The sequence below is a fragment of the Halalkalibacter sp. APA_J-10(15) genome (assembly GCF_023017105.1).
In the GTDB taxonomy this organism is placed as follows: domain Bacteria; phylum Bacillota; class Bacilli; order Bacillales; family Bacillaceae_D; genus Halalkalibacter.
The window spans coordinates 174,575-196,908 of sequence record NZ_JALKEV010000001.1 but is presented as its reverse complement, the minus strand read 5'-3'; the positions used below and the strand labels follow the sequence as shown (position 1 = coordinate 196,908).

The 22,334-nt window shown below is 40.6% G+C and carries 16 protein-coding genes and 1 pseudogene; 3 read left to right on the top strand and 14 right to left on the bottom strand.

Annotation, left to right across the window (positions count from 1 at the left end; all coding sequences use genetic code 11):
• Positions 1-10: 10 nt before the first annotated feature.
• From MW695_RS00935 to MW695_RS00915, 5 genes and pseudogenes are all read right to left on the bottom strand, one after another.
• Positions 11-517 carry a GNAT family N-acetyltransferase gene (locus MW695_RS00935; RefSeq protein ID WP_247101826.1) on the bottom strand — a complete coding sequence of 169 codons (507 nt, stop codon included), beginning with the start codon at positions 515-517 and terminating at the stop codon, positions 11-13.
• Positions 514-2,508 carry a hypothetical protein gene (locus tag MW695_RS00930; protein WP_247101824.1) on the bottom strand — a complete coding sequence of 665 codons (1,995 nt, stop codon included), beginning with the start codon at positions 2,506-2,508 and terminating at the stop codon, positions 514-516. Before MW695_RS00930 ends, MW695_RS00935 begins: the two co-directional genes overlap by 4 nt.
• Before the next feature lie 182 nt (positions 2,509-2,690).
• Positions 2,691-6,095, bottom strand: coding sequence for a glycosyl hydrolase (locus MW695_RS00925; protein ID WP_247101822.1), 3,405 nt, complete (start codon positions 6,093-6,095; stop codon positions 2,691-2,693).
• Between the two features lie 516 nt (positions 6,096-6,611).
• Positions 6,612-6,932 (bottom strand): annotated as a pseudogene (tnpA, locus tag MW695_RS00920) (IS200/IS605 family transposase); the annotation flags it as partial.
• A gap of 189 nt (positions 6,933-7,121) precedes the next feature.
• On the bottom strand, positions 7,122-9,509 hold the full coding sequence (locus MW695_RS00915; RefSeq protein ID WP_247101820.1) for an NEAT domain-containing protein: 2,388 nt from the start codon (positions 9,507-9,509) through the stop codon (positions 7,122-7,124).
• A 101-nt stretch (positions 9,510-9,610) separates the two neighbouring features.
• Between MW695_RS00915 and MW695_RS00910 the strand changes: the two genes are divergently transcribed.
• Positions 9,611-9,775, top strand: coding sequence for a hypothetical protein (locus MW695_RS00910; RefSeq protein WP_247101819.1), 165 nt, complete (start codon positions 9,611-9,613; stop codon positions 9,773-9,775).
• A gap of 123 nt (positions 9,776-9,898) precedes the next feature.
• On the opposite strand, the gene MW695_RS00905 is transcribed toward MW695_RS00910, so the two are convergent.
• Together MW695_RS00905 and MW695_RS00900 are read right to left on the bottom strand one after the other, a co-directional pair.
• Positions 9,899-10,303, bottom strand: a complete 405-nt coding sequence (locus tag MW695_RS00905; RefSeq protein ID WP_247101817.1) for a hypothetical protein — start codon at positions 10,301-10,303, stop codon at positions 9,899-9,901.
• A gap of 386 nt (positions 10,304-10,689) precedes the next feature.
• Positions 10,690-11,484 (bottom strand): HAD-IIA family hydrolase, encoded by a 795-nt coding sequence (locus MW695_RS00900; RefSeq protein ID WP_247101814.1) that lies wholly within the window; start codon positions 11,482-11,484, stop codon positions 10,690-10,692.
• A gap of 83 nt (positions 11,485-11,567) precedes the next feature.
• Between MW695_RS00900 and MW695_RS00895 the strand changes: the two genes are divergently transcribed.
• Complete coding sequence (locus tag MW695_RS00895) at positions 11,568-11,828, top strand: hypothetical protein (protein ID WP_247101811.1); 261 nt, start codon at positions 11,568-11,570, stop codon at positions 11,826-11,828.
• A gap of 161 nt (positions 11,829-11,989) precedes the next feature.
• Here the strand turns inward: MW695_RS00895 and rpiA are convergent, their stop codons facing one another.
• Positions 11,990-12,688 carry a ribose 5-phosphate isomerase A gene (gene rpiA / locus MW695_RS00890; RefSeq protein WP_247101809.1) on the bottom strand — a complete coding sequence of 233 codons (699 nt, stop codon included), beginning with the start codon at positions 12,686-12,688 and terminating at the stop codon, positions 11,990-11,992.
• Between the two features lie 228 nt (positions 12,689-12,916).
• On the opposite strand from rpiA, the gene fumC reads away from it, so the two are divergent.
• Positions 12,917-14,293, top strand: a complete 1,377-nt coding sequence (fumC, locus tag MW695_RS00885; protein WP_247101806.1) for a class II fumarate hydratase — start codon at positions 12,917-12,919, stop codon at positions 14,291-14,293.
• Positions 14,294-14,803: 510 nt separating this feature from the next.
• Here the strand turns inward: fumC and bioB are convergent.
• From bioB to MW695_RS00855, 6 genes are all read right to left on the bottom strand, one after another.
• Complete coding sequence (bioB, locus tag MW695_RS00880) at positions 14,804-15,817, bottom strand: biotin synthase BioB (RefSeq protein ID WP_247101803.1); 1,014 nt, start codon at positions 15,815-15,817, stop codon at positions 14,804-14,806.
• A gap of 101 nt (positions 15,818-15,918) precedes the next feature.
• Complete coding sequence (locus MW695_RS00875) at positions 15,919-16,572, bottom strand: FusB/FusC family EF-G-binding protein (RefSeq protein WP_247101791.1); 654 nt, start codon at positions 16,570-16,572, stop codon at positions 15,919-15,921.
• Positions 16,573-16,798: 226 nt separating this feature from the next.
• Complete coding sequence (locus MW695_RS00870) at positions 16,799-17,437, bottom strand: hypothetical protein (protein ID WP_247101789.1); 639 nt, start codon at positions 17,435-17,437, stop codon at positions 16,799-16,801.
• Between the two features lie 14 nt (positions 17,438-17,451).
• On the bottom strand, positions 17,452-19,488 hold the full coding sequence (locus MW695_RS00865) for an ABC transporter ATP-binding protein (protein ID WP_247101786.1): 2,037 nt from the start codon (positions 19,486-19,488) through the stop codon (positions 17,452-17,454).
• Positions 19,488-21,236 (bottom strand): ABC transporter ATP-binding protein, encoded by a 1,749-nt coding sequence (locus tag MW695_RS00860; protein ID WP_247101783.1) that lies wholly within the window; start codon positions 21,234-21,236, stop codon positions 19,488-19,490. The genes MW695_RS00865 and MW695_RS00860 overlap by 1 nt, the downstream gene beginning before the upstream one ends.
• Before the next feature lie 282 nt (positions 21,237-21,518).
• Positions 21,519-22,310 (bottom strand): RDD family protein, encoded by a 792-nt coding sequence (locus MW695_RS00855; protein WP_247101781.1) that lies wholly within the window; start codon positions 22,308-22,310, stop codon positions 21,519-21,521.
• Positions 22,311-22,334: the final 24 nt, after the last annotated feature.

Below are 22,334 nucleotides of genomic sequence, written 5' to 3'. Positions count from 1 at the left end.
TCACACCCTCTTAACGAATAAATACATCTGCCTCATAACGATCAAAGCCTAAATAGTTTGTCATGACTAATGAGCCAACCTTTGTAAAACCAAGCTTTTCATGGTAACGAATCGATGGTGTATTGTTTAATGGCTTCGTTGCAATACAAGCTGAAATTCTCTGATGCGGATACATCGAAAAAACAGCCTCATAAAGCTTTGTTGCTACTCCTCTCCGAGCAAACAAAGGATCTACTGCTACTTGTTTCACATATATGGTAGAACTAAGAGCAACCTCTTCTATCATTTTGGTATAAGTTAAACGGTCAGCTGGATAGTGTTTATTCAGCCACAAATAACCAGCTATTTCACCATTTGCCCTCGCAACATAAAATTCATCGATATGCTTATGAACGACTTCTTGCTTAAGCTCTCTAATTAAAAAGCCCTTTTCTTGATTAGAAGCTCCGTGTAACAGCCTCTTTGATATCGATACAATTTGATCTACATCCTGCTTAATCGCCTTTTCTATCTTCATGATTGCTTCCTCCTAATCATCATATTTTTTCGTTTATTTACGAACAGCTTTAAGCTCATGATCATCAAAAACGTTACACAAATAAATAAAACGATTCCTATAAAATGAATCGAACCTGAACGAAAATAATCATCAAATATAAACTGAAACAGCCCTGTAAACAACAAAACCGGAAACCCATAAATTGTAATTCCGTTAATTAACCGATTCGTACCGGCTTCACTATAACGACTAATCGTTGATTCAATCTCTGCAACAGTCGTATATAACTGATCAAGCTCAGATTCCAACCCCCACATTTTCTCCGTCGCTATCCGAAACTGTTGTACGTAGTAATCCTTTGAACTCGGCATCGTCTCCAAAATCGTTTGACGTAGTTTCACCTTATAATACGTTAGACGGTCGTTCAATCTATTTAGCCCCTTAGGGTGTAAGCCTTTCCTATGATTCAGACTTTCCCAAATGACACTTACTTCCTTCTCAATCTCTACTTGCAAATGCGACAGAGCAAAAAATCGCTTTACCATATGATCAAATTCTGTTTGATATACCTCTACATGAGATTCATCATAGCTCCAATCATCAAAGAAAAGCACACCATAGCGATTAATAACCGCAAAGCCACCTGGAAATGTTAAAAACGTAAAGCTATTTGATGAAGGCAACTGAAGTAATGTCGGTTCATGTCCTTTTGGTAGCAATAATGAAGCTAAGTAACGCTTCATCGTTGGCGACAAAACGAGCGGTTGCTGTTCAGTTGATGCGGTCCATTTCATCGCAATCAATTGCTTATCTTTTCTTTGCATAAGCGGAGGACATTCACTCAATAGGCAGTGCTTCTTTAACGCTCCACCATTTTTAAAAGGGCGAGCATATTGTTGCTTCGCTGGATGATACACCTGCCAAATCGCATCCGTCACATCACTCCAAGAAAGCTTTGAGCCTAGCTGCTGTGAATGAATTTGTTTAGGTGCCGCAATAATCGTATACTTCCCCAATTCATGATACCAAGGCTCATTTGCTGAAGAAACCTCTGGGAAACGAGGTTGATCAGAAGGGCGCTCCCCCTGCCATTTCTTCTCCTCCAAGCGTTCAAGCTCCATCCATAAATCACGTAAATCAACACCTATACTAGGGTCAACAGAAATGACCATATCATTTCCTGTACCGACAGCTTGAGGCCGATACAACGCCATTAAGCCGAAGCCAGATTTAAAATATGTACGCTCCTGATCATTACGCAAAAACGCTTTTAATGCCCCAATTGGCTTTCGCTCCGTAGCAATAAAGGCATCTACCATTACCATTCGATTGGAATGCTGTAAAGGTAACGGAATCTGAAGGCATTCTGCCGTTGAAAGGAGCTGCTTATATTCTTGGTATTCATGATGTATAAGAGCCTTTGCACGGTGATATTCACTTGAATGTTGAACAACTCCAACATCAGCAGGGTTTATATTTGCTTTTAACAAATCAATTGTAAAGAACACACACGCCTTAAGCCCATCATGAAAGGATATTTGGTCCACTTCTCCATCATGAAAGCGAATATAATGATGACCAAGTGCATTGATCAAGCAGCCCCATGATTGAAACGGTGTACCTGTTGTCTTGACATCACCAGACTCCCAACGATTCACATAGTCAATCCATTTAACCGGAACCTTATTGATGTCCCCACCTAATTTTCGATAACATAATAGTATAAAGGCAAGGCAGCTATCCGGAGAAAGGTCTTCCATTACGAAGCGTGTATACTCAAGGCCAATCATGGGCCCATCATCATTAATAGTACGTTCGTCTACAACGAGCTCCGTTACAGAAGCATACTTTGTTCCTTTATGATTCAACACCTTCCCGTCATTCTCATTACTCACTCCGAATCCAATGAGTACTTCATTCTCGCTTGCTTGCTTCTTCGAAGGGTCAAAGCTCGCACGAAGCTCATCCTTCATCAACAATCGACCTATTTGTTCCAACACGTCCCTCAATGAGTTCATCCTTTCCTACAATCTAGCTTTCTAACAACACACATGCCTTTATAACTATTTTAACATATATACTACTTTCATTTTAGGCTATCCTTCATATGTCATTTTTCACAATGATCCATCATTAACACTCAAAACAGGCAAAACACACCTAGTGCTATTTAGGTGTGTTTGCTCTCAATCTATTCACTCGCAACCAAACGTTTTCTAATGAAAATTGCTAATACTCCCGCAACTATCAGCAGTAAGCCTGCTAGTAAAAAGCTATAGACATTTGTTGCTGTATTCGGCAGTTCATCTTCTGAATCACCTTTAACTATTTCAAGCTCCTTGTCATCTATCGTCTTTTCACCTGGATCTCCTTCTGACGGCTTAGGAGTTTCACCATTCTCTCCGTTCGGTCCGCCATTACCATCTTCAACCGAACCTTCCTTCTTACCTGGGTCTGGATCTGGGTCTGGATCTGGGTCTGGATCTGGGTCTACTCCAGGGTCTGTCCCCTCTCCTCCATTCCCATTGTCGGCTTCTTCTGGGAGTTCATCTAGACTTGTTACGATGGCCACATAATCAATGTATGCATTCGTTGTTCCTTCAGATCCAGCAGGACCGATAAATTCAATACCAATCTCTTGGATAGACTCTCTCGAATTTAGTTCACTTATATCATAAATAATTTGAGAATAGCCACCTCTATTAATCTCTTGCTCACCAGAATCAGACCAGCTCCAGTCACCGCCAGATTTCACAAATAGCTTCCCTAACAATGCATCCTCAGCAATCGTGCCTGACTCATCATGTGTTACATTTGCCACAATATAACGATAGTCAGTTAAATTGTAACCAGATGTCTTCTGAACCTCCGATGTAATACCGTCACCTAGCTGCACAATAGCCCTCATATGATCATCTACAATTTGAGCCTGTGAACCACTCCATCCTTCTAGGCCAGTTTCAAACTGATAAATAATAGGCTCTACTTCCTTACCCTCAGAATCCGGCGCCTCAGGTACTTCTGCTGCACCTTCATCATGCACCGCTCTTAAATCATCAAAATAAAGTACTCCTTCACCTTGACCTCCACCTACATAAAGAGCAAACTGGCTCACTCTCTCCAAACGGCTTTGATCAATAATGGCTGTTTGATTGGACTCCCAACCAGCAGGTGCAAAGTCAACAAAAGGTATACGAATCATCCCTTCATAAGGCTCATCCAATTCCACATTATGCTCAAAGCTCACGCCACCTATTTGAATTTGTACCGTTAAATGATGCCCCGGACCATCATGCTTCAACCAAAACTCAAACGCATTCGCACCCCTCCAATCAACTGGACCAAGAGATGTTTGTCTACCTGCGTAACCCATGCTACCAATCGTATAATCGTACTCCATTCCGTATTCACCATTATTCTTATACTCAGAAGAGAGTCTTAATGTAATCGGGTCACCATTGCTTGAATAATGACGATGTAACAGCGCGTCGTCGCCCAAATACCCTTCGAAATTATCAACTAGCCATGGATCTAGCGGAGCCTGAACATACGCATTTAAAAGCTCTACATTGTCAATATAGAACGCATCTGACATATTTAATTGAATACCAATTAACGAAAATGCAATGGACTCAGCTTGATCAGCACCAGCTACATCAATCGCAACTGGAAAATGCTTATAGTGAGCACCATCGATTTCTACATTTTCTAGCTCATCTAACGATTGACGATCTGATGCAAACTTTGTCTCCCAATCAGGCGGCAATTGCAAAGAAGCCTCTATATCACCTTCACCCGCAGTAGCCGGAATATACGCATCAAACTTCAGCCTCGTTACGTGAGCAAGTTCATCACCAAGCCCTTCTAGCTCAAGCTTTAATTCCTGCCACGTCTCATCAACCGGCATTCCATCGACTTCAACCTTTAATATACCGTTGTTCCCATCCACAACCGCATGGGACAAATGGCTATTTAATTCTTCCGGCCAAGTGCCATTGCTTTTCACTCCATCAAGGCCTTCATCAAACGTTAGCTTCTTAATCGATATTTCTGGCACTTGAAGATAAAGTCTTACTTCCTCGGAAACGATTAACTCCTCTCCAGCATGGTAGTTGATAACGATATCTACAGAGCCTCCATTTTTAGAAGCAGTAGGAATGTAATCGGCAGAATAATACCCATTTTCATCTATAGTCATCTGATAAACTTCTTCAGAACCTGCCACTTGATACGTAACGGATGGATCCTCATCGTTCACTACTTTCGCTCGTAATACAACTGACGAGTCTGTTACATATGTACCTGTCGTCGGGGAAACAACATACATAAATGGCTCGTGATCAGCAACAACATAACTCTCATCACGATTGTAAACACTTTCATTTATATCTTTACGAAATGCCGAGTATTCATCTTCGTAAAACTGTACAAAGTCAGGTAATAACTCATGATCTCCACCTAAATCCCCATTCACATCACGATACGGAACAAACATATTATTCGGCCACCCAAAGTTAGCCCACGTTAGCATGTAGGATATGTTTCGTGCATCTTCATCTGCTTTTATCGCATTTAACACACGCGTATGCCAATCTAACGTATTACCCGTTTGATTCATCCCTTCAGCGCTGTATCCATATTCAGTAAAGGCTGATACCTTCCCTCTTTCCTCAGCCAATTTCGAGATCATCGCTAAATCTTTTACCATTCCGGATAACCAAGCGTCTGACCCCGCATTTGACTTACTATCATAATTATCAATTCCTAAAATATCGACATAATGATCACCTGGGTACGTTTCTAAATATCGATCTAAATCCCCAGCAGGACCTGCACCAGGGGAGAACCCATATAAAAAGTTATGAACACCTTTTGCATCCCTTAAATATTCGACTGTATATCGAAAAATCGCTTTGTATTGTTCAGGTGTTGTCGTGCTTGCCCCCCACCAAAACCACGAACCAGTTTGCTCATGGAACGGACGGAAGATGACCGGAATAGGCTCTCCATTATCATCAACTAATTCATGTGCTAAGGCAGCAATATTATCTAGCCAAGCGTTAAATTCATTATGCTTGGAGCCACCTGGCAATATTTCTTGAACGACGTTACCATCCGTATCACCATAGTATTGACCTGTAACAAAGTTATCCGGATGCATACTTAACGTGATGATGCCTCCTAATTCATGTGCCACTTTCATCGATTCTGCCGTATTTAAAATTCTCTGCTCTTGACTTTCCACATCTGTACCTGGCTTTTCACGACCATCTAAGCTGTTCGTATCCCAACCAAAAACAGCTGGATAATCACCAACTGCATTCTTCACCTCCGACTCAGTTGAACCAATTCGATTCCCTTCACCTGTCAGAGTCAATCCTTCATCTGTTGCATGCTGTTGCCCGAATAACACTTGCTCTCCACTCACATCTTGAAGAAACGCAAACAACTCCTTCGTATAGCGAGTCGCATTCGGATCAGATAAATTTAGCACTCTCTCATCAGATAAAACGCTTTCAGAAAATGCCGTTGATGTCGTAGGTAGCAACAATAATAAGGCCAATAGTACAAGTACGCACTTTTTTAGTCGATCCATAACAAAACCTCCTCCATCATTTATATATTGTACAAACACCTTCTAAATGTAAGCGCTTGATAAAACTATTATACTTAATTTAATTTATAATTCAATATATTTTTACTTAATTATTTTTAATTTATTAAGTACACTGTAAATAAATCAACAAAAAACGTGATAAAACCTCCATTATAGCCGTTCGTTTTCATAGTTGTCCTTTATTTAAGAAAAAGGAGAAGCTAATTAATTGATTTATCGTTTAAGTTCCAAAATATAATCAAAGAGACTGGGACAAAAGTGGTTTAACTAAAAGAAAAGCCGAACAATGATAGATGGAGGACGTAAACCGCTCCTGAAATATACTTCGCTTTCCGCGGGAAGCCGGTGAGCCTCCTCGTGCTTCGCACTGCGGGGTCTCACCCTTGGCTTTTCATCCCGCAGGAGTCTACGTATATTTCATCCGCTACGTTCATCTTTTGTTCGGGTTTCCATATAGACACTTTAGTTATGTCCCAGCCTCTTGCTCTGCGGCTAGAAGCCTCGACACCAGAACTTTCGATTTCCGTATCGATACTTTAAATGGGCATGTCGATCAAATATCATGAGACTACTCTTCCCTTTTAAGTACCTCATAAATTGAGAGACACTTAGTTTTGGTGGGATGCTCACTAACATATGAATGTGGTCAGGACATGCATTTGCTTCATGTATGACGATCCCTTTTCTTTCACATAAATCCCTTATGATTTGACCAATACTTTTTTTATATTTCCCATAGATAATTTGCCTTCTGTATTTTGGTGCAAAGACGATGTGATACTTACAATTCCATGTTGTGTGTGCTAAACTATTCATGTCCTTCACAGGGCATACCTCCTTCTTTGGTGAGATAAAGTGGTCGGGAAACCAACTTTATCCTACCACGAAGTGAGGTTTTTTTAATACCACGCTAGAAGCTCTTTTGAACCCCCGGCATAGCCAGGGGTTTTCCAAACCATTAAAAAAGTGCTTCAAAGTATATATCCTTGAAGCACCTTACACTTATTATACTAGCCTCTTCCTCATATACAAATAAGCGAATCCTCCCAATAAAAACAAAGCCGAACCAAGCAACAGCAGCACATACAGATTAGTAGATGTGTTAGGTAAAGCTTCACCTGAGCTCTCATTAAACGATTCTTCAGTCGCTTGTTTCTCACCATTGTCTGGAGACTTTTCTTGAAGACGATCCCTATCTCCGGTCACTTCTTCCTCATTTTCTATTTGAACTTCTCCATGATCATTTGGTTCTTCTTCGTTTCCTGGTTGGTCTTCTTCATTTCCGGGAGGCTCTTCTTCGTTTCCTGGTTGGTCTTCTTCATTTCCGGGAGGCTCTTCTTCGTTCCCTGGCTGGTCTTCCTCATTTCCGGGAGGCTCTTCTTCGTTCCCTGGCTGGTCTTCCTCATTTCCGGGAGACTCTTCCTCGTTCCCTGGCTGGTCTTCCTCATTTCCGGGAGGCTCTTCCTCGTTCCCTGGCTGGTCTTCCTCATTTCCAGGAGACTCTTCCTCGTTCCCTGGCTGGTCTTCCTCATTTCCGGGAGGCTCTTCCTCGTTCCCTGGCTGGTCTTCCTCATTTCCGGGAGGCTCTTCCTCGTTCCCTGGCTGGTCTTCCTCATTTCCGGGAGGCTCTTCTTCGTTCCCTGGGGGAGCCTCTTCAACAACCTGACTAGAAATCATACCAAAATAAGTAACAAACACCTGCTCCTGACCACCTTGATGTTGTACAATCAATTGGTAAGCATGTGTTAAATCAATATTTGAAAACAAATAGGTGCGACCCCCTTCATTTCGGGAAGCAACCGCCTCTCCATGCTTTTGACTGACTAGCTCAACTTGAGTTGTTTCTTCGCGTCGTGTCACTTCAAGATCAATCGTTCCATCCAAGTCGACATTCATATAAATAGAATCAACGGAATCTGCTAACTCCTCACTTATATCCGCTAATTGCAGCTCATATTGACCAGCTTCTAATTGTTTTATACTCAAAAACTCTGTCAATGCCTCATCCAAACGTTCGTAAGCTTCCGCAATTTCCGGTCTAGTCGCTGCTAAGTTGCTCGACACTTGCTCTGCTTTTTCCAATGCGCTTTGTAAGCTTTCTTGCACATCATGATCCGCATCAAATTGACCATTTGCTGTTCCAATTTCTGCTGTTTCATTAAAGGCTTCAGCTAATAAGAATAACTCCTCTAATTCATTTAGCTGACTCACATTAAAGCTTAAATAAACCTCTTTTTCCACACCTTCATCTATGTATCTTAAGAAGCTTAATCCTTGCCAAACACTGTCGTCTGCATTCGCATGCCTAGCACTCGCTTGATACCAGCTAATTTCTTCTGTTTCTTTACGTACAAATTGTATTGGGGCAACAAACGTTTCTCTAACCTCACCATTAGCAGGAGCCATTGATGAACGAATATCTAAATTATCAGACATTCCTACTACAGGAATATTCACCCGAGCTTGGTGAGTTCCAAATTGTTCTAATATAACGGCCTTATCACCAAAGTCTCCAGTGTGTTCAGACAATGCTGCACCTTCCTCAATTGAATCTAATACAATAAAACGTAAAGTGCCTGTCTCAAAGTACTGATCTCTTTTCACAGAATCCATAGCTAATTGCAAATTATTAGACACAGCTTCAACTTCAGCTTGTGACGCACTTGGATCATTAACGACATTTTTAGCATTCGTTAATCGATTATTGATTTGAGACGTACTATACGTATGCTCGCCATTAGAGATCACATTAGGAATGAATGTGCCACTCGGTGGGATCGCTTCAAATAGCGCCTCTGCTTCTGCGATCAAATCGATTAATGATGTTTTGTCAGCTTCAACTTCAATCGGAAGTGTGCTCGTATCAATTTCTAGTTGCACATTATACCAATAATCATACACTCCGCCAGGAAATCCATGGACACCTTCCATATACACATGAATTAAGATATCTGGTGCCTTTGTTACCTCTTCCAACTCATACCGAACGACATAATTCCCATTCTCGTCAGCTTGATCAACTAAACTCGGCTCCACTTCCTGATAACCATCCATACCGGTTATATCAGCACCAGAAATCGTTGCCTTCGGATAGCCTGGTAGCCTGAAGCCAATATAAGGAATATACCCTTCATTTTCAGCCGTTATCTCATGCTCGAAGAAAATTTGCTCCGCTTCCACAATAAATCTGCCTGTATTCTCGACATATAAATACCCATGCGCAGCAGATGTTTCTGATGATCCATCCTTTAAATATCGGTAGTCTGCTTCATATACTCCATCTGGTAAGTCGCCTTCCTCAGCATATGTAGTCGCCACTCCAGGAAATAGTTGTGAAATGAGCAGCATCACAATTATAAAACTAGCAAATGACTTTTGCTTTCTCTTACTCAATGTGTTCCCTCTCCTTTTAAAAAGTGTCATTGAAAAATGAGCAATATGACAAAGTGCTCTGAAAAAGTTTGGTTTTTAACTTTTTGTGTGCCCTTGAAGCAATGAGCGAAACCGTTGTCTGTTTTGAAAAGCTTGATACGAGTGGGTTTCTCGTATCAAGCGAGCAACGATTGAAGCCATTGCTAATCAAAATAAAGGTATTGAAAAAGTCGATTAGTACCTTTTCAGTGGCCTCATTTGGAAGAGGGTGTTTCGCAAGCATTTAATGACTTTTGAAACACCCTCGCAAGCAAGTATCTGTATCATGAGAGATGTAGCATCCTCCTCTCAAGGATGCATAGCGGACATTGCTATCTCTGTTTATTTCCGCTCGTTCAAACCCGCAAAAATTACAACAACCATTCAATAAAGAGCGTCATATAACCACTATGTGGCCCTGCATTTACAAATAATTGAATTTCTAAGTTGTCTAAATTGGCGATATCAAATGTAAATTGAACATTTCCATCTCCATCAACAGCACGATCAGCTTCAACAAAGCTACTTCCGTCCCAAACTAATAAATCACCTAAAATCGTAGCATCCTCTAACGTAATCGTTACCGTTGAACCACCATTAAATATGGCATCTCCAACAATAAATGAACTAGCATGAGCTGAATAATTCTCATCCTCATCTAAAAATTGATAATTGTATGATGCTGCAGAACTAGGAGTCACTAGAGCTAAAGTCAATAAAAGCATCACAAAAAACAAGGCAACAGCATTCTTCATAGATACGGTAGATTTAATCATTTACAAACATCCCTTTCGATTTTAAGATTAATTTTTCATACGTCTTAAATAACTAGAGCGTGGACATTGATTAATCACAACGGACCTAACAACAAACCTTGTTCATACAGGTGGGCTTCTCAAATGACTAATCTCCTTTCATTTATGTGACAATAGCAGACAAAACTACCGATGATAATGAAAATTATTATCAATTAATGTTGATTAAAAAGGCGAGCCGGACGCACACTTTAAACAGTAATGAAAATCATTATCATTATAACTTTAAAAAAATAGCCTTTCTGCATTGGAAAGGTGTCTTGCTGTTGAAATCTATAATCCTTTCAAACAAAAAATACCATTAATACCCATCCGTGTCAATAGAAAGTTCACTTTTTATCTACACCTCATAGCTTCATTAACTGCTCATACACCTCTAACAAACTTTGAAACGTATACGTTGCTTCATCCGGCAGCTCTGTATTTTGATAGGAACTTACACCAGATTGAAGGAGTATCGTATCGATTTCCATCCGATTCCCCATACGTATATCTGTGTAAGGTGAATCGCCAATCATCACTGTGTCTTCTAAATCATGTTGATTCTTTCTCTTTAATGCAGAGATCATCCAATCAGTCGGTTTCCCCATTGTTAAAGCTTTCTTTCCAGTAGGCAGCTCTAGCACGGATAATAATGCCCCCGTATCAGGAGCTCTTCCGCCTTTAATCGGGCAATATAAGTCCGCATTTAAACCAATTAATGAGGCTCCACTATCAAGTGCTTGTAATCCTTTAGCAAAGTGGACGTATGTCAGTTCGTTACTCATTGCAACTAACACATGACTAACGTGTTCATCTCCTTTCATTTGCTGAAGCGTTTTTACACGCCAGCCAATTGATGCTATTTCATCCTTTATCCGTTCATTTGCCAACACAAGAATCGTCGCAACCATCGATTCAGCTCGTAAGAAATCATCGATTGCATCAATCGGCGTGGCTATCTCCTCCTCAACAGGAAATCCTAACTTCATTAAACGTACTTGAATTTGTTTTCGTGTATCAGCAGGATTATTCGTCGCTAAAATAAGCTGCTTTTGCTGTTGGCGAATATATTGGAGAAGCTCCTTTGCTCCGGGTAATAATTGATCTCCCCTAATTAATGTCCCATCAATATCAATCATAAACGTTTGATACGATTTCATCTATGCTTCTCCTATCCTTGTATAGATTTTAATAAAATGACATATAGTAACTGGTGATTTCATCCGTAAAAAGGAGTGTTTCGATGAAAAATAACATTTCAAGTACACAAACTCAAAACTCAATTTCACAAGCACAGCAATCGATCGAGCATGCTCATCACGCCATTAGACAGGCTCAATCGCACCCTAGCCCCGAAACGATTGAACACGCTCAAAACTCATTAGAGAAAGCTGAGCATTCTGTTCAGCAGGCTGCCAATATTGATAACGAAGCCGCTTACCAGCTTCTTCGAGAAGACTTAGCTCAGGAAATCGAAGCGTTACAGCAGCTACAGTCTCATTAAGAAAAAGCTGCTACGAAGGAAGCGATTGAAAAAGTACAAATCGACTTTTTCAGTTCCTTTCTTTTGAATAACAATGGCTTCACTCGTTGATTTGACTTCTTTATTCAAAACGAAATGGAAAAGGTATGAGTGCTTTACGATCTCATACCTTTTACCCTTCCTTATGTAGTTAACACTTCAATTGGGAAGCCAATAAATAATCCTGTTTCTATAACGCCTGGAATCGCTTTGATATCACGCTCATATGTAGCAGGTATCTCATCAAAATGCACATCTAAAATCAAGTTTCCAGCTTCTGTAATAACAGGCCCATCTTTACCAACAGCCATCCGTAACGTAATCTCAGTCGCATTTAACTCTTCAAGCTCTGTTTCAACTAAGTGTAGAGCACGTGGATCAACCTCAACCGGGACTGGGAAGTTCTCTCCTAACCTCGATACAAACTTAGATTGATCAACTAATATGTAGTTTTCCTTACAAGCCTTCATCACAATTTTCTCAGCAAACATCGCTCCACCGCGGCCTTTAATCAGGCTTTTCTGTGGATCAACCTCATCCGCGCCATCAAAAGACCAATCTGGACGAGCATTCAGAAGTGTCGTCGTTGGCAAGCCTAATGTCGAACACGCCATCGACACTTCTTGTGAGGTTGGAATTCCAACAACATTCAGCTTTTCCTCGCGAACCTTTTTACTTATCGCTTGTAGTGCTAGAAAAGAAGTTGAACCTGAACCAATTCCAATGACGTCGCCTTCTTTTACACGTTCTGCGACTTTATCTGCAACCTTTTGCTTCGCCTCTATGTTCGAAATCTTGGCTGACCATTGAAGGTGAGTCGCTAATTTATTTTCCCAAATCACTATAATCCCTCATTTCACGTCTTGTTATACGTACAACTTACCAATAGTATAACACAATTAACATAGAGGAAAGCGTTCACTCGTTAAATTCTTCTTTTAGAAAAGGATAAGGAAAAACGACAGCGTCTTTTCGCCTACACCCTCTAGTAAGAAACATAATTCGTTCTGTTTGAATATGCATGACAATCACTAATATACTAAGAAAAAGAAGAATTAAGGGGGCATACCATGAAAACCCGAATGGAAAAGGATACAATTGGTGAAATCTCCGTACAAGCAGGTAAATATTGGAAGTCCCAAACACAAAGAAGCTTAGAAAACTTCAATATCGGCAGTGAAATGATGCCACTTGAGCTCATTTATGCTTACTCGATTATTAAGGAAAGTGCAGCACAAGTAAACCATTCACTAGGATTGCTAACAACAGAAAAAATGAAAGCAATCTGTAAAGTAACGACTAAAATACGAGCAGGAGAGCTTGATGAGCATTTCCCACTAAAGGTGTGGCAAACAGGTAGTGGGACTCAAACGAACATGAACGTCAATGAAGTCATCTCCTACTGTGGAAATGAATGGTTAAAGCAGGAAGGATACAACGACTCCATTCATGCCAATGATGATGTAAACCAATCACAAAGTTCAAACGACACGTTTCCAACAGCGATGCACATTGCAATCTATACGAAAATTCAACAACAGTTACTCCCAGAATTAGAAAGGTTCAAGCAAACACTTTCCAAGCAAGTAAAAGCCTTTCAATCACTGATTAAAATTGGTCGTACGCATTTGCAAGATGCTACACCGTTAACATTCGGACAGGAAATTAGCGGTTGGCACCGGATGGTGGAAAAAGACACGCGTATGATCCAAACAAGTTCGGAAAGCTTACTAGAGCTTGCTATTGGAGGAACGGCTGTCGGAACAGGAATCAATGCACACCCTTCCTTTGGAGAAAAAGTGGCTGAACGCATTGCGACCATTACAGGATTCCCTTTCCAAACAGCCGTGAATAAATTCCAAGCCTTAACGAGCCATGATGAACTTGTTTACACTCACGGTGCACTAAAGGCGCTAGCAGCAGACTTAATGAAAATAGCCAATGACGTCAGATGGCTTGCGAGTGGACCACGCTCAGGAATTGGCGAAATTACGATACCAGCAAATGAACCAGGGAGCTCCATTATGCCTGGAAAAGTCAACCCTACGCAAAGCGAGGCACTCACTATGATCGTTTGCCAAGTAATGGGGAATGATACCTCGATTAGCTTTGCTGCAAGTCAAGGGAACTTTGAGCTTAATGTGTTTAAACCCGTCATCGCTTACAACATGCTACAATCTATACAGCTATTGAGCGACGGCCTACGCTCCTTTCATGACAAGTGTCTCATTGGAATAAAACCGAATGAGGAAAGAATAAAGGAATTGGTCGAACAGTCTCTCATGCTCGTAACAGCTCTCAATCCACATATCGGTTATGAGAACGCAGCTAAGATTGCGAAACTAGCCCATACCGAAGGACTATCATTAAAAGAAGCCGCTATTAAAAGCGGCCACCTTACAGCTAAGCAATATGATCAATACGTCAATCCTGAAAAGATGGTCTGAGAAAAACTGCGTAGCAGTCTTCTCTTAATAGCATTGCGCGGAGCGTTATAACGTTTTTAAGTTTTTATGAAAGTGGGTTCTTTCATAAATGCGTGTAAAGAGAGAGGCCTGCGCCACCTGCGAATCTGCTTGCATCCACCTTGAATTAAACTCCAAATATTTATTTTAAGTGTAAACAATCGAGAAGAGGGGAAAGCCAAAACAGAGGAGTATACAGCGCAGCCACGACTACTCCTACCGTCGCCGCTGTCTTTCTGTGATACGAAGAACAAAGGGAATCCTCATTCCACTAAATCGGGGAAATCTCGCTTCCTGAAATGAAAAAGGAATCCTCGTTCCGCTATTTGAGCTAAATGAAGCCAAAAGGATCCATAAAAGCCATAATAGAGGAATGAGGAACCGTAATGAAATGAAAAAGGATAATAGAGACAAAATAGAGGAATGAGGAAGCTCATAAAACACGCGACCTATACACCATAGCCTTTCTTAATTACGTCGTGTAGTACAAGTCTACGACTTCGCCTCCACCACACTCGTATCTCGCTCAAACGCATTCTCCTCAATCTCAAATCCTAGATCACGTACCATTTCATAATCTGTTAGGTTTGGCTGCCCTTGCGTTGTTAAATAATCACCAACAAAGATCGAATTAGCAATGAACAGACCCATTGACTGTAATGAGCGCAAATTGACCTCACGTCCACCTGAAATTCGTATTTCCTTCGTAGGGTTTATAAATCGAAACAGTGCTAATATTTTCAAGCACTTCATCGGTGAGAGCTCATCTTTATTAGCAAACTTTGTCCCTTCAATCGCATGCAGGAAATTGACCGGTATGCTATCAGCATCAATCTCTCTTAATGCAAAAGCCATATCAACAATATCCTCATCTGTCTCACCCATCCCACAAATCACACCAGAGCACGGGGAGATTCCGTGTTTTTTCATCGTTTCCAACGTTTCAACACGTTGATCGTATGTATGTGTTGTGACAACTTCACTATGATAACGCTCACTCGTATTAATATTATGATTGTAACGATCGACACCGCTTTCCTTAAGCTTGGCTGTCTGATCTTCGGTAGCAAGCCCTAAACAGGCACAAATTTTCAAATGAGGATGCTCTCTCTTAATTTCCTCAACTGCCCCTGAGATCCGATCGACCTCTCGATTCGTCGGTCTTCTCCCGCTCATCACAATGCAATAGGTCCCTATTTGTCCATTGGCAGCTGTCTTTGCCCCTTCTATAATCGTCTCTTCATCGACGAGGGCATAGGTATCACAGTCACTCGTTGCTTTAAACGACTGCGAACAGTACCCACAATCCTCAGGACAAAGACCACTTTTTGCATTTAAAATCATATTCAGCTTTACTTTTTTTCCGTAGTAATGATGACGAATACGATACGCCTCATGAACAAGCGCAACGACTTCTGTATCTGGTGCTCTTAAAACAGCTAACGCTTCTTCCTTTGTTAACACATAACCCTTAATAATTTTTTCAGAAATTTGACTCCAACGCATAAAAAACCTCCTATTGTTAACTTCAATTTCATTATAAGTTAACAATAGGAGAAGTGGAAGAGTCTTTGTTAAATAAAAATAGTCATGTTCTCCAAACCCAATTATTTATTTAATATTTTTACGAAATGATTCAATTGATCTAATGTCGTTAGGTTTTCATTACATTTAAAGCTGTCTGCGCAAATATAATTACCTCTATTTGTATATGTTTCTTTTCCGGACTTCACTTTAGCCATAAACAAACCAACATCTTCATTTGCATGACATAGTGCACAAATTCCTTTTACGCTCTTCTTAAAAGATCCTTGAATCCCGATTAATATTCCATCGTTCTCTATAATAAGGAATTTCTTTTCGGAGCGAATATCATACCAACCTAAGTACGATAAACTCCTAAAGTCGATCTCTTTAAGAGAAGGCATTTTCAATTTCTTTGCTTTAGGAAAGAGATTCGTTATAGTCTTTTCATTGATCTCTTTAAATGGAACGACAACATTCTTCAGTTCCAGCAAAAAGCGCTCTACTTGCTTATCTTCTTCCAGATGCATCATTTTATTTAATACAGCCTTTTGTCCTTCATTCATATTTGGTATTTGAGAAAAGACTTTATCACGAGTACTATATTTCAAAGCGTTGAGAACTTCTTTATCCTTCGTTATTGAATAAGCATAGACGAGATGTTTCAATTGAAATTTAATATAATTGTATTGGTCATTTTTTAGAAAAGGTACATTCTCTTCTACTGAATTTATCATTTCTGGTCAGCTCCTTATTATTTTTTTAAAAGGAATGGTAAAAAATAAGGCAAAGCTGTTTATCAGAAATATAATTAGGCGATTAGATTCATCACCTCATACAAATAATCGCCCCTCTTAATAAACAACTTTGCATGAGGCACTACAAAATTTGGCGGAAGATGAAACAGTTGCGCCATTTGATATCACCACCTTCGGGAATTCCCACATCTAATATGGGTCAAGACTATCCTTTATACAGCAACCCCTTCACGAGCGAACGTAAGTGAGGTTCGTTCTCATCATGCCTTTTCACTTGATTACGAAAGATGAAATCCTTAGGCGCTACCGCCAGCTTTGCAACAGGAGACACTGGATTCTCTGACACCCATTCTGCCTTTGCTCCACCTTGAACAAAGGCATCACTCGGCAACATATAAATCGTCCCTTCTCTCCATAGCGTTCCCGACCAATCACGATTAAGAGAAAAGTAGTAGTAACGTTTGTTTTTTGTTATAATACAAAGATTTTTCAACGCCCCTTCATATTCCAACCGATTGACAACCGCAAAGAACAACGACCAAAGGCCATCTGCTGAAGCAAATACAGCAGTAACTGGCTTACCGTCATACAATGTTTGCGGTCTCGGTTCAAATATCGAAATGTTCGGGTGATTCGATCCATGAACGAGGCAACCTTTCTCGACAATGAGATAATGTAGAAGGAGGTACAACGGATAGGGACCGTTGTATCTCTCCATCTGATTCGTTCGTAATTGATCGTAAGCATGTTCAAAGTTATGCCGCATATCGTTTGTAAATGAAGGGTACACCATTGTAGAAAAAGAAAGACGATCTAACAGCAATTGTTGAAGCTTTTCTTTCATTATCCTCTCACCCTCTATGAAATAATCTTCTGCTCCGTCCTATGCTGCATTTGATACATTTGATAATACTTCCCCTTCCGTTCTAATAGCTCTTCATGCCGTCCTCGTTCAACGATTTCTCCTTGGTCTAATACGAGAATTTGATCGGCCTGTCGAATCGTTGATAGGCGGTGAGCGATGATAAATGTCGTACGCCCTTCTTTTACGACATTTAAGGCCTGCTGGATAAGCGCTTCTGTTTCAGTATCAATATTAGCGGTAGCCTCATCTAAGATAAGAATCGCTGGATTATACGCAAGAGCCCGCGCAAAGGATATAAGCTGCCGTTCACCCGCGGATAAGGTGCTCCCTTTTTCTAATACAGGCTCATCATAGCTGTTCGGTAACTGCTCAATGAATCGATCTGCCCCAACATCCTTTAAGGCTTGGAGAACATGATCCCTTGAAACACCTGGGTTATCTAAGCTCACATTAGAGGCGATCGTACCCGAGAATAAAAATGGATCCTGCAAAACAATTCCCATATGCTTACGCAACTGCTGTTTAGACATCATTTGAATCGGTGTATCATCAATTGAAATGATACCTCGTTCTACATCATAATAACGGAACAATACATTCATAATCGAGCTTTTTCCAGATCCAGTGTGACCGACTAAAGCAACCGTTTCACCCTTCTTCGCTTCAAAGCTAATATCTTTTAGTACATCCTGCTTTCCGTCATATGAAAAGCAAACTTGGTCAAATTTAACATACCCTTCGTAACGAGGAACTGAATCATCAACGACATCCTCACCCTTTTCATCAAGTAGCTCGAACACGCGAGCGGATGCAACACGCGCTTGCTCTAACTGAGCAAGCTGATTAACAATATCGGTTACTGGTTGGAAAAGTCGATTTAAATAATCAACGAATGCATATAACAATCCAATCGAAATGATTCCAGCGGCTGTCATTGATTGACCTCCAAAATACCAAATCAGCGCAACAAATGTAACATTTCGCAGCACATTAACTAAGTTATGAGAGGTCAAGGCGTTTAAGTTTAGGAGCTTATTCTCATATGTGAAATGTTCTTTATTCAACTGTTCGAATTCTGCGGTCATTTGCTTCTGCCGACGAAAAGCACGAATAATTGGCATACCTTGAATCGTTTCATTAATCATCCCATTAATCTCACTAATCTTTGTCCTAATAAGATAATTATACTTTGCAGCAAGCTTACGATATACGATGATCCAAACAACTATAATAGGCACAACAGCTAACGTAATCAAAGCGAGGTATACATCTAGAATGAACAAAGCGACAAAGATTCCGAGCATATAAATACCACTTGTTACAAAAGAAGCTAACACTTTCACATACAACTCACGAATAGCTTCTGTATCGTTCGTTACCCTTGAAACGATGCGTCCTGCAGGCTGATTATCAAAATACGTAATCGGCAGTCGTTGAATATGTTCAAATACATCTGTACGCATTTTTTGAATGATTCGATTCGCTGCTTTTTGTAATAACAAGGACTTTCCATATTGAAAGAAAGCCGCAAAGATAAGTAAAGCGATATAGACAGCTAATAACACGATAATCGGCCTTATTTCAGGCTGGTAAAATTGAATTAATGCTGCCGTTGCTAGCTGCTCTGCTTCATAACTGACTTGCTCATTGCCACTACGTATCGTGACGACACTCTCCTCAGCCACCCTCTCCCCATCAAACAAGAGGTGCTCTTTTATGGCATAGAAGGAGCGTCCTACTTGTAAAAGCTGTAGCTTACCTTCACCTACTAAATCCTCTGCTGATACGTAAGAGCTACGCTTATATAGATTCCCCTCATACATAACCGTTTGCTCAGTTTCATCTGCTACCTCAACCCACGGCTCCTCAATCCCCATAATGTGATCATCTATTACTTTCTTAGCAATAAAGGGACCGACTAGCTCAGCTGTAACAGCGACCGTAAGCAGGACTAGCGCTACTAGTATCGTTTTTTTAAACGCAAGAGCGTACGCGACGAGGCGCTTCCCTACATTTTGTTGTGATTTCATTAGCTCACCTCCCCGTAAGAATCATTGGCCTGTTGCCGATCATATTGCTCTTTATACCAGCCACCAAGCGCCAATAATTGCTCATGTGTCCCTTCTTCAATCACTTCACCTTCATCTAATACGATAATCCAATCGGCATGCTCTATTGCTGACAGTCGATGTGTCGTAATAAAGGTCGTTTTCCCTTCTCGAACGGAGCGGATGTTCTCGATCATTTTCGCTTCTGTCTTACCGTCTACTGCTGACATCGCATCGTCTAAGAGAAGAATTTCAGGATCTTGAATGAGAGCACGCGCAATCGATAACCGTTGCTTTTGCCCACCGGAAAGAGCCACACCTTTCTCACCAACCAATGTCTCAAGCCCCATTGGCAACTGATGCACCTGGTCAAATACAGCTAGCCGTAACGCTTCTTCGATCTCATCTTCAGAAACATGCTCTTTTCCAAACATTAAGTTCTCACGAATCGAACGAGAGAAGAGAATTTGCTCTTGCGGAACATAACCAATCCATGAGAGCAAACGATCTAATGGAATTTGATCAATAGCCACACCCGAAATCGTAATCGCTCCTTCACCAAGTGGGTATTCGCGAATAAGCTGCTTGATTAATGTCGACTTTCCACTTCCTGTCTTTCCAACAATACCGATCGTCTCTCCTCTTTCAACTGTAAAGTTCACATCCTTCAGTTGCTTCCGTTCTGTTGAAGGATAACAAAAATAGACATGTGAAAATTCAATTGTATGAGGTAGTGGAACATCCACAGTTTGATGATCATCCTTCACATCAGGCTCATAGGCTAACGTCTCATTCACACGATCTAGTGATGCACTCCCCCGCTGCAATATGTTAATCAATTCACCAATGGCGAACATCGGCCAAATGAGCATTCCTAAATAAATATTAAAGCTCACAAGCTGCCCGAGCGTAATTGCTTGTTGAAACACAAGGTAAGCACCGTACCCTAAGCCAATCACATAACTGAAGCCAACTAATATTTTGATCGTTGGCTCAAAAAGCGAGTCCACGCGAGCAACGTCAATATTTTTAGAGTAAACATACTCGGTTTGCTGCTGGAATCGTTTTTCATCCGCCCGCTCCTGTACGTAGGCACGAATGACACGAACTCCTCCAATCGATTCTAATACTTGATCATTTAAATCACCAAATGCACCTTGTGCAGCTGTAAATCGTTGGTGAATCATCTTACCATAATAACGAATCGCCAGAGCCATAAGCGGCAACGGTATAAGTGCTGCTAATGTAAGCTGCCAGCTAATCGTAAAGCCCATGACAGCAATAATGATCATCATAAACACGGTCGAATCAATTAACGTTAAAATCCCGAATCCTGCTGTTAACGAAATCGCCTTCAAGTCGTTTGTCGCACGAGCCATTAAATCACCTGTTCGATTTCTTTCAAAGAAACGAGGCGTCATGAAGAGGAAGTGACGCATTAAACGAAAACGAAGCAAGCGCTCCAGTACAAATGCCCCACCAAACAGCTGATACATCCAGACATACGTGATTAAATAACTGGCCACAATGAGCCCCCCATAGAAGAGTATCAGCTCACGCAGGCGTTCTGGAGTTAACTGGCGAAACTGAATATCATCAATCGCCATCTCAATGATTTTTGGTGGAATAACATCGAGCACACTAACAATAAGTAAAAGAATAATCGCGATCGTATAGCGCTTCCAATACTTCTTGAAAAACCAACCTAGTTTAAATAAAATTGTAAACATAACCTATCCCACCCTTCTCAACCACATTACCCATTTTTTTCCCACACAAAAAAATACCGCACACGAATGCACGGTATCTAATCATACTACCTATAGATAAGGTGCAGTTACATATGTAACCACACCGATTCTACTCCTAAAAAAGTAGCTCGTATCCGACCGGTCGGGTTACATTTCTATTTCGTTTTCTTTTACGACGATTAACCTTATCCATTTTTGTAACCCTCCCTTCTATTTTGTATAATGTATTGTAGTATTTTCCAGTTGCAATTGTCAATGGTTTTATTCAAATTCCCATTCATCTTTTAAATGTAAATAGAGAGTAAACAGCATTCGCTCACGCTCTAACGTCGTTTTTCCGCTTGTATCGATGCCAACCTTTTCAATGAGAATACTAGAAACCTTTTTTGTTAGCTGCTCACGCTCCTCTAACGGTACTTGTAAATAACGCTCCACATACGTTTTTAACAAATTCCAATCCTTTTCCTTGAAGCTTTTGATCGTCCATTCTTCTAGCTTCCAATCGTCCCTTGTAATGCCTCTTCGTTCAATCTCTTTCTCGATTGCTGTTTTTTTCTTTCTCTTTCTTACCCGTCTTTCATGAACGACTAGCGTCCCAGCAGCTAGATCCCCTAAACGCTTATGCTTCGAATGAAAGAATATCATTAATATTCCCAGTAAATAGCCTGCAGGCAGTTGATCAACAATGCGTAACAAGTTTCGGATAAAGCTTGATAATAGTGTAATACTATGGCCATTTTCCTGCATCACTCGAATACCGAGCATCTTTTTCCCTATCGTTCTCCCACCCGTGAAGTACTCTAAGAAAAAGAAATAACCCCAATTTATGAGAAAAGCAAGAATCGTTACAATAGCGATTGGCACCCATGATGTCCCCATGAATAGCCCCATAAAATCCATTAAGTAAATTGCACCAATTAAAATCGTAAAATTAGCAATCATAATAATCACTTGGTCGATAATAAAGGCAGATGCTCGACTTCCTAAACCTGCCGATTGAAATTGTAAGGATACATATTCTGGTGTTTTGACTTGTACTTGTTCCTGATTCATAACGTCCTCCATCTTTACTTACTA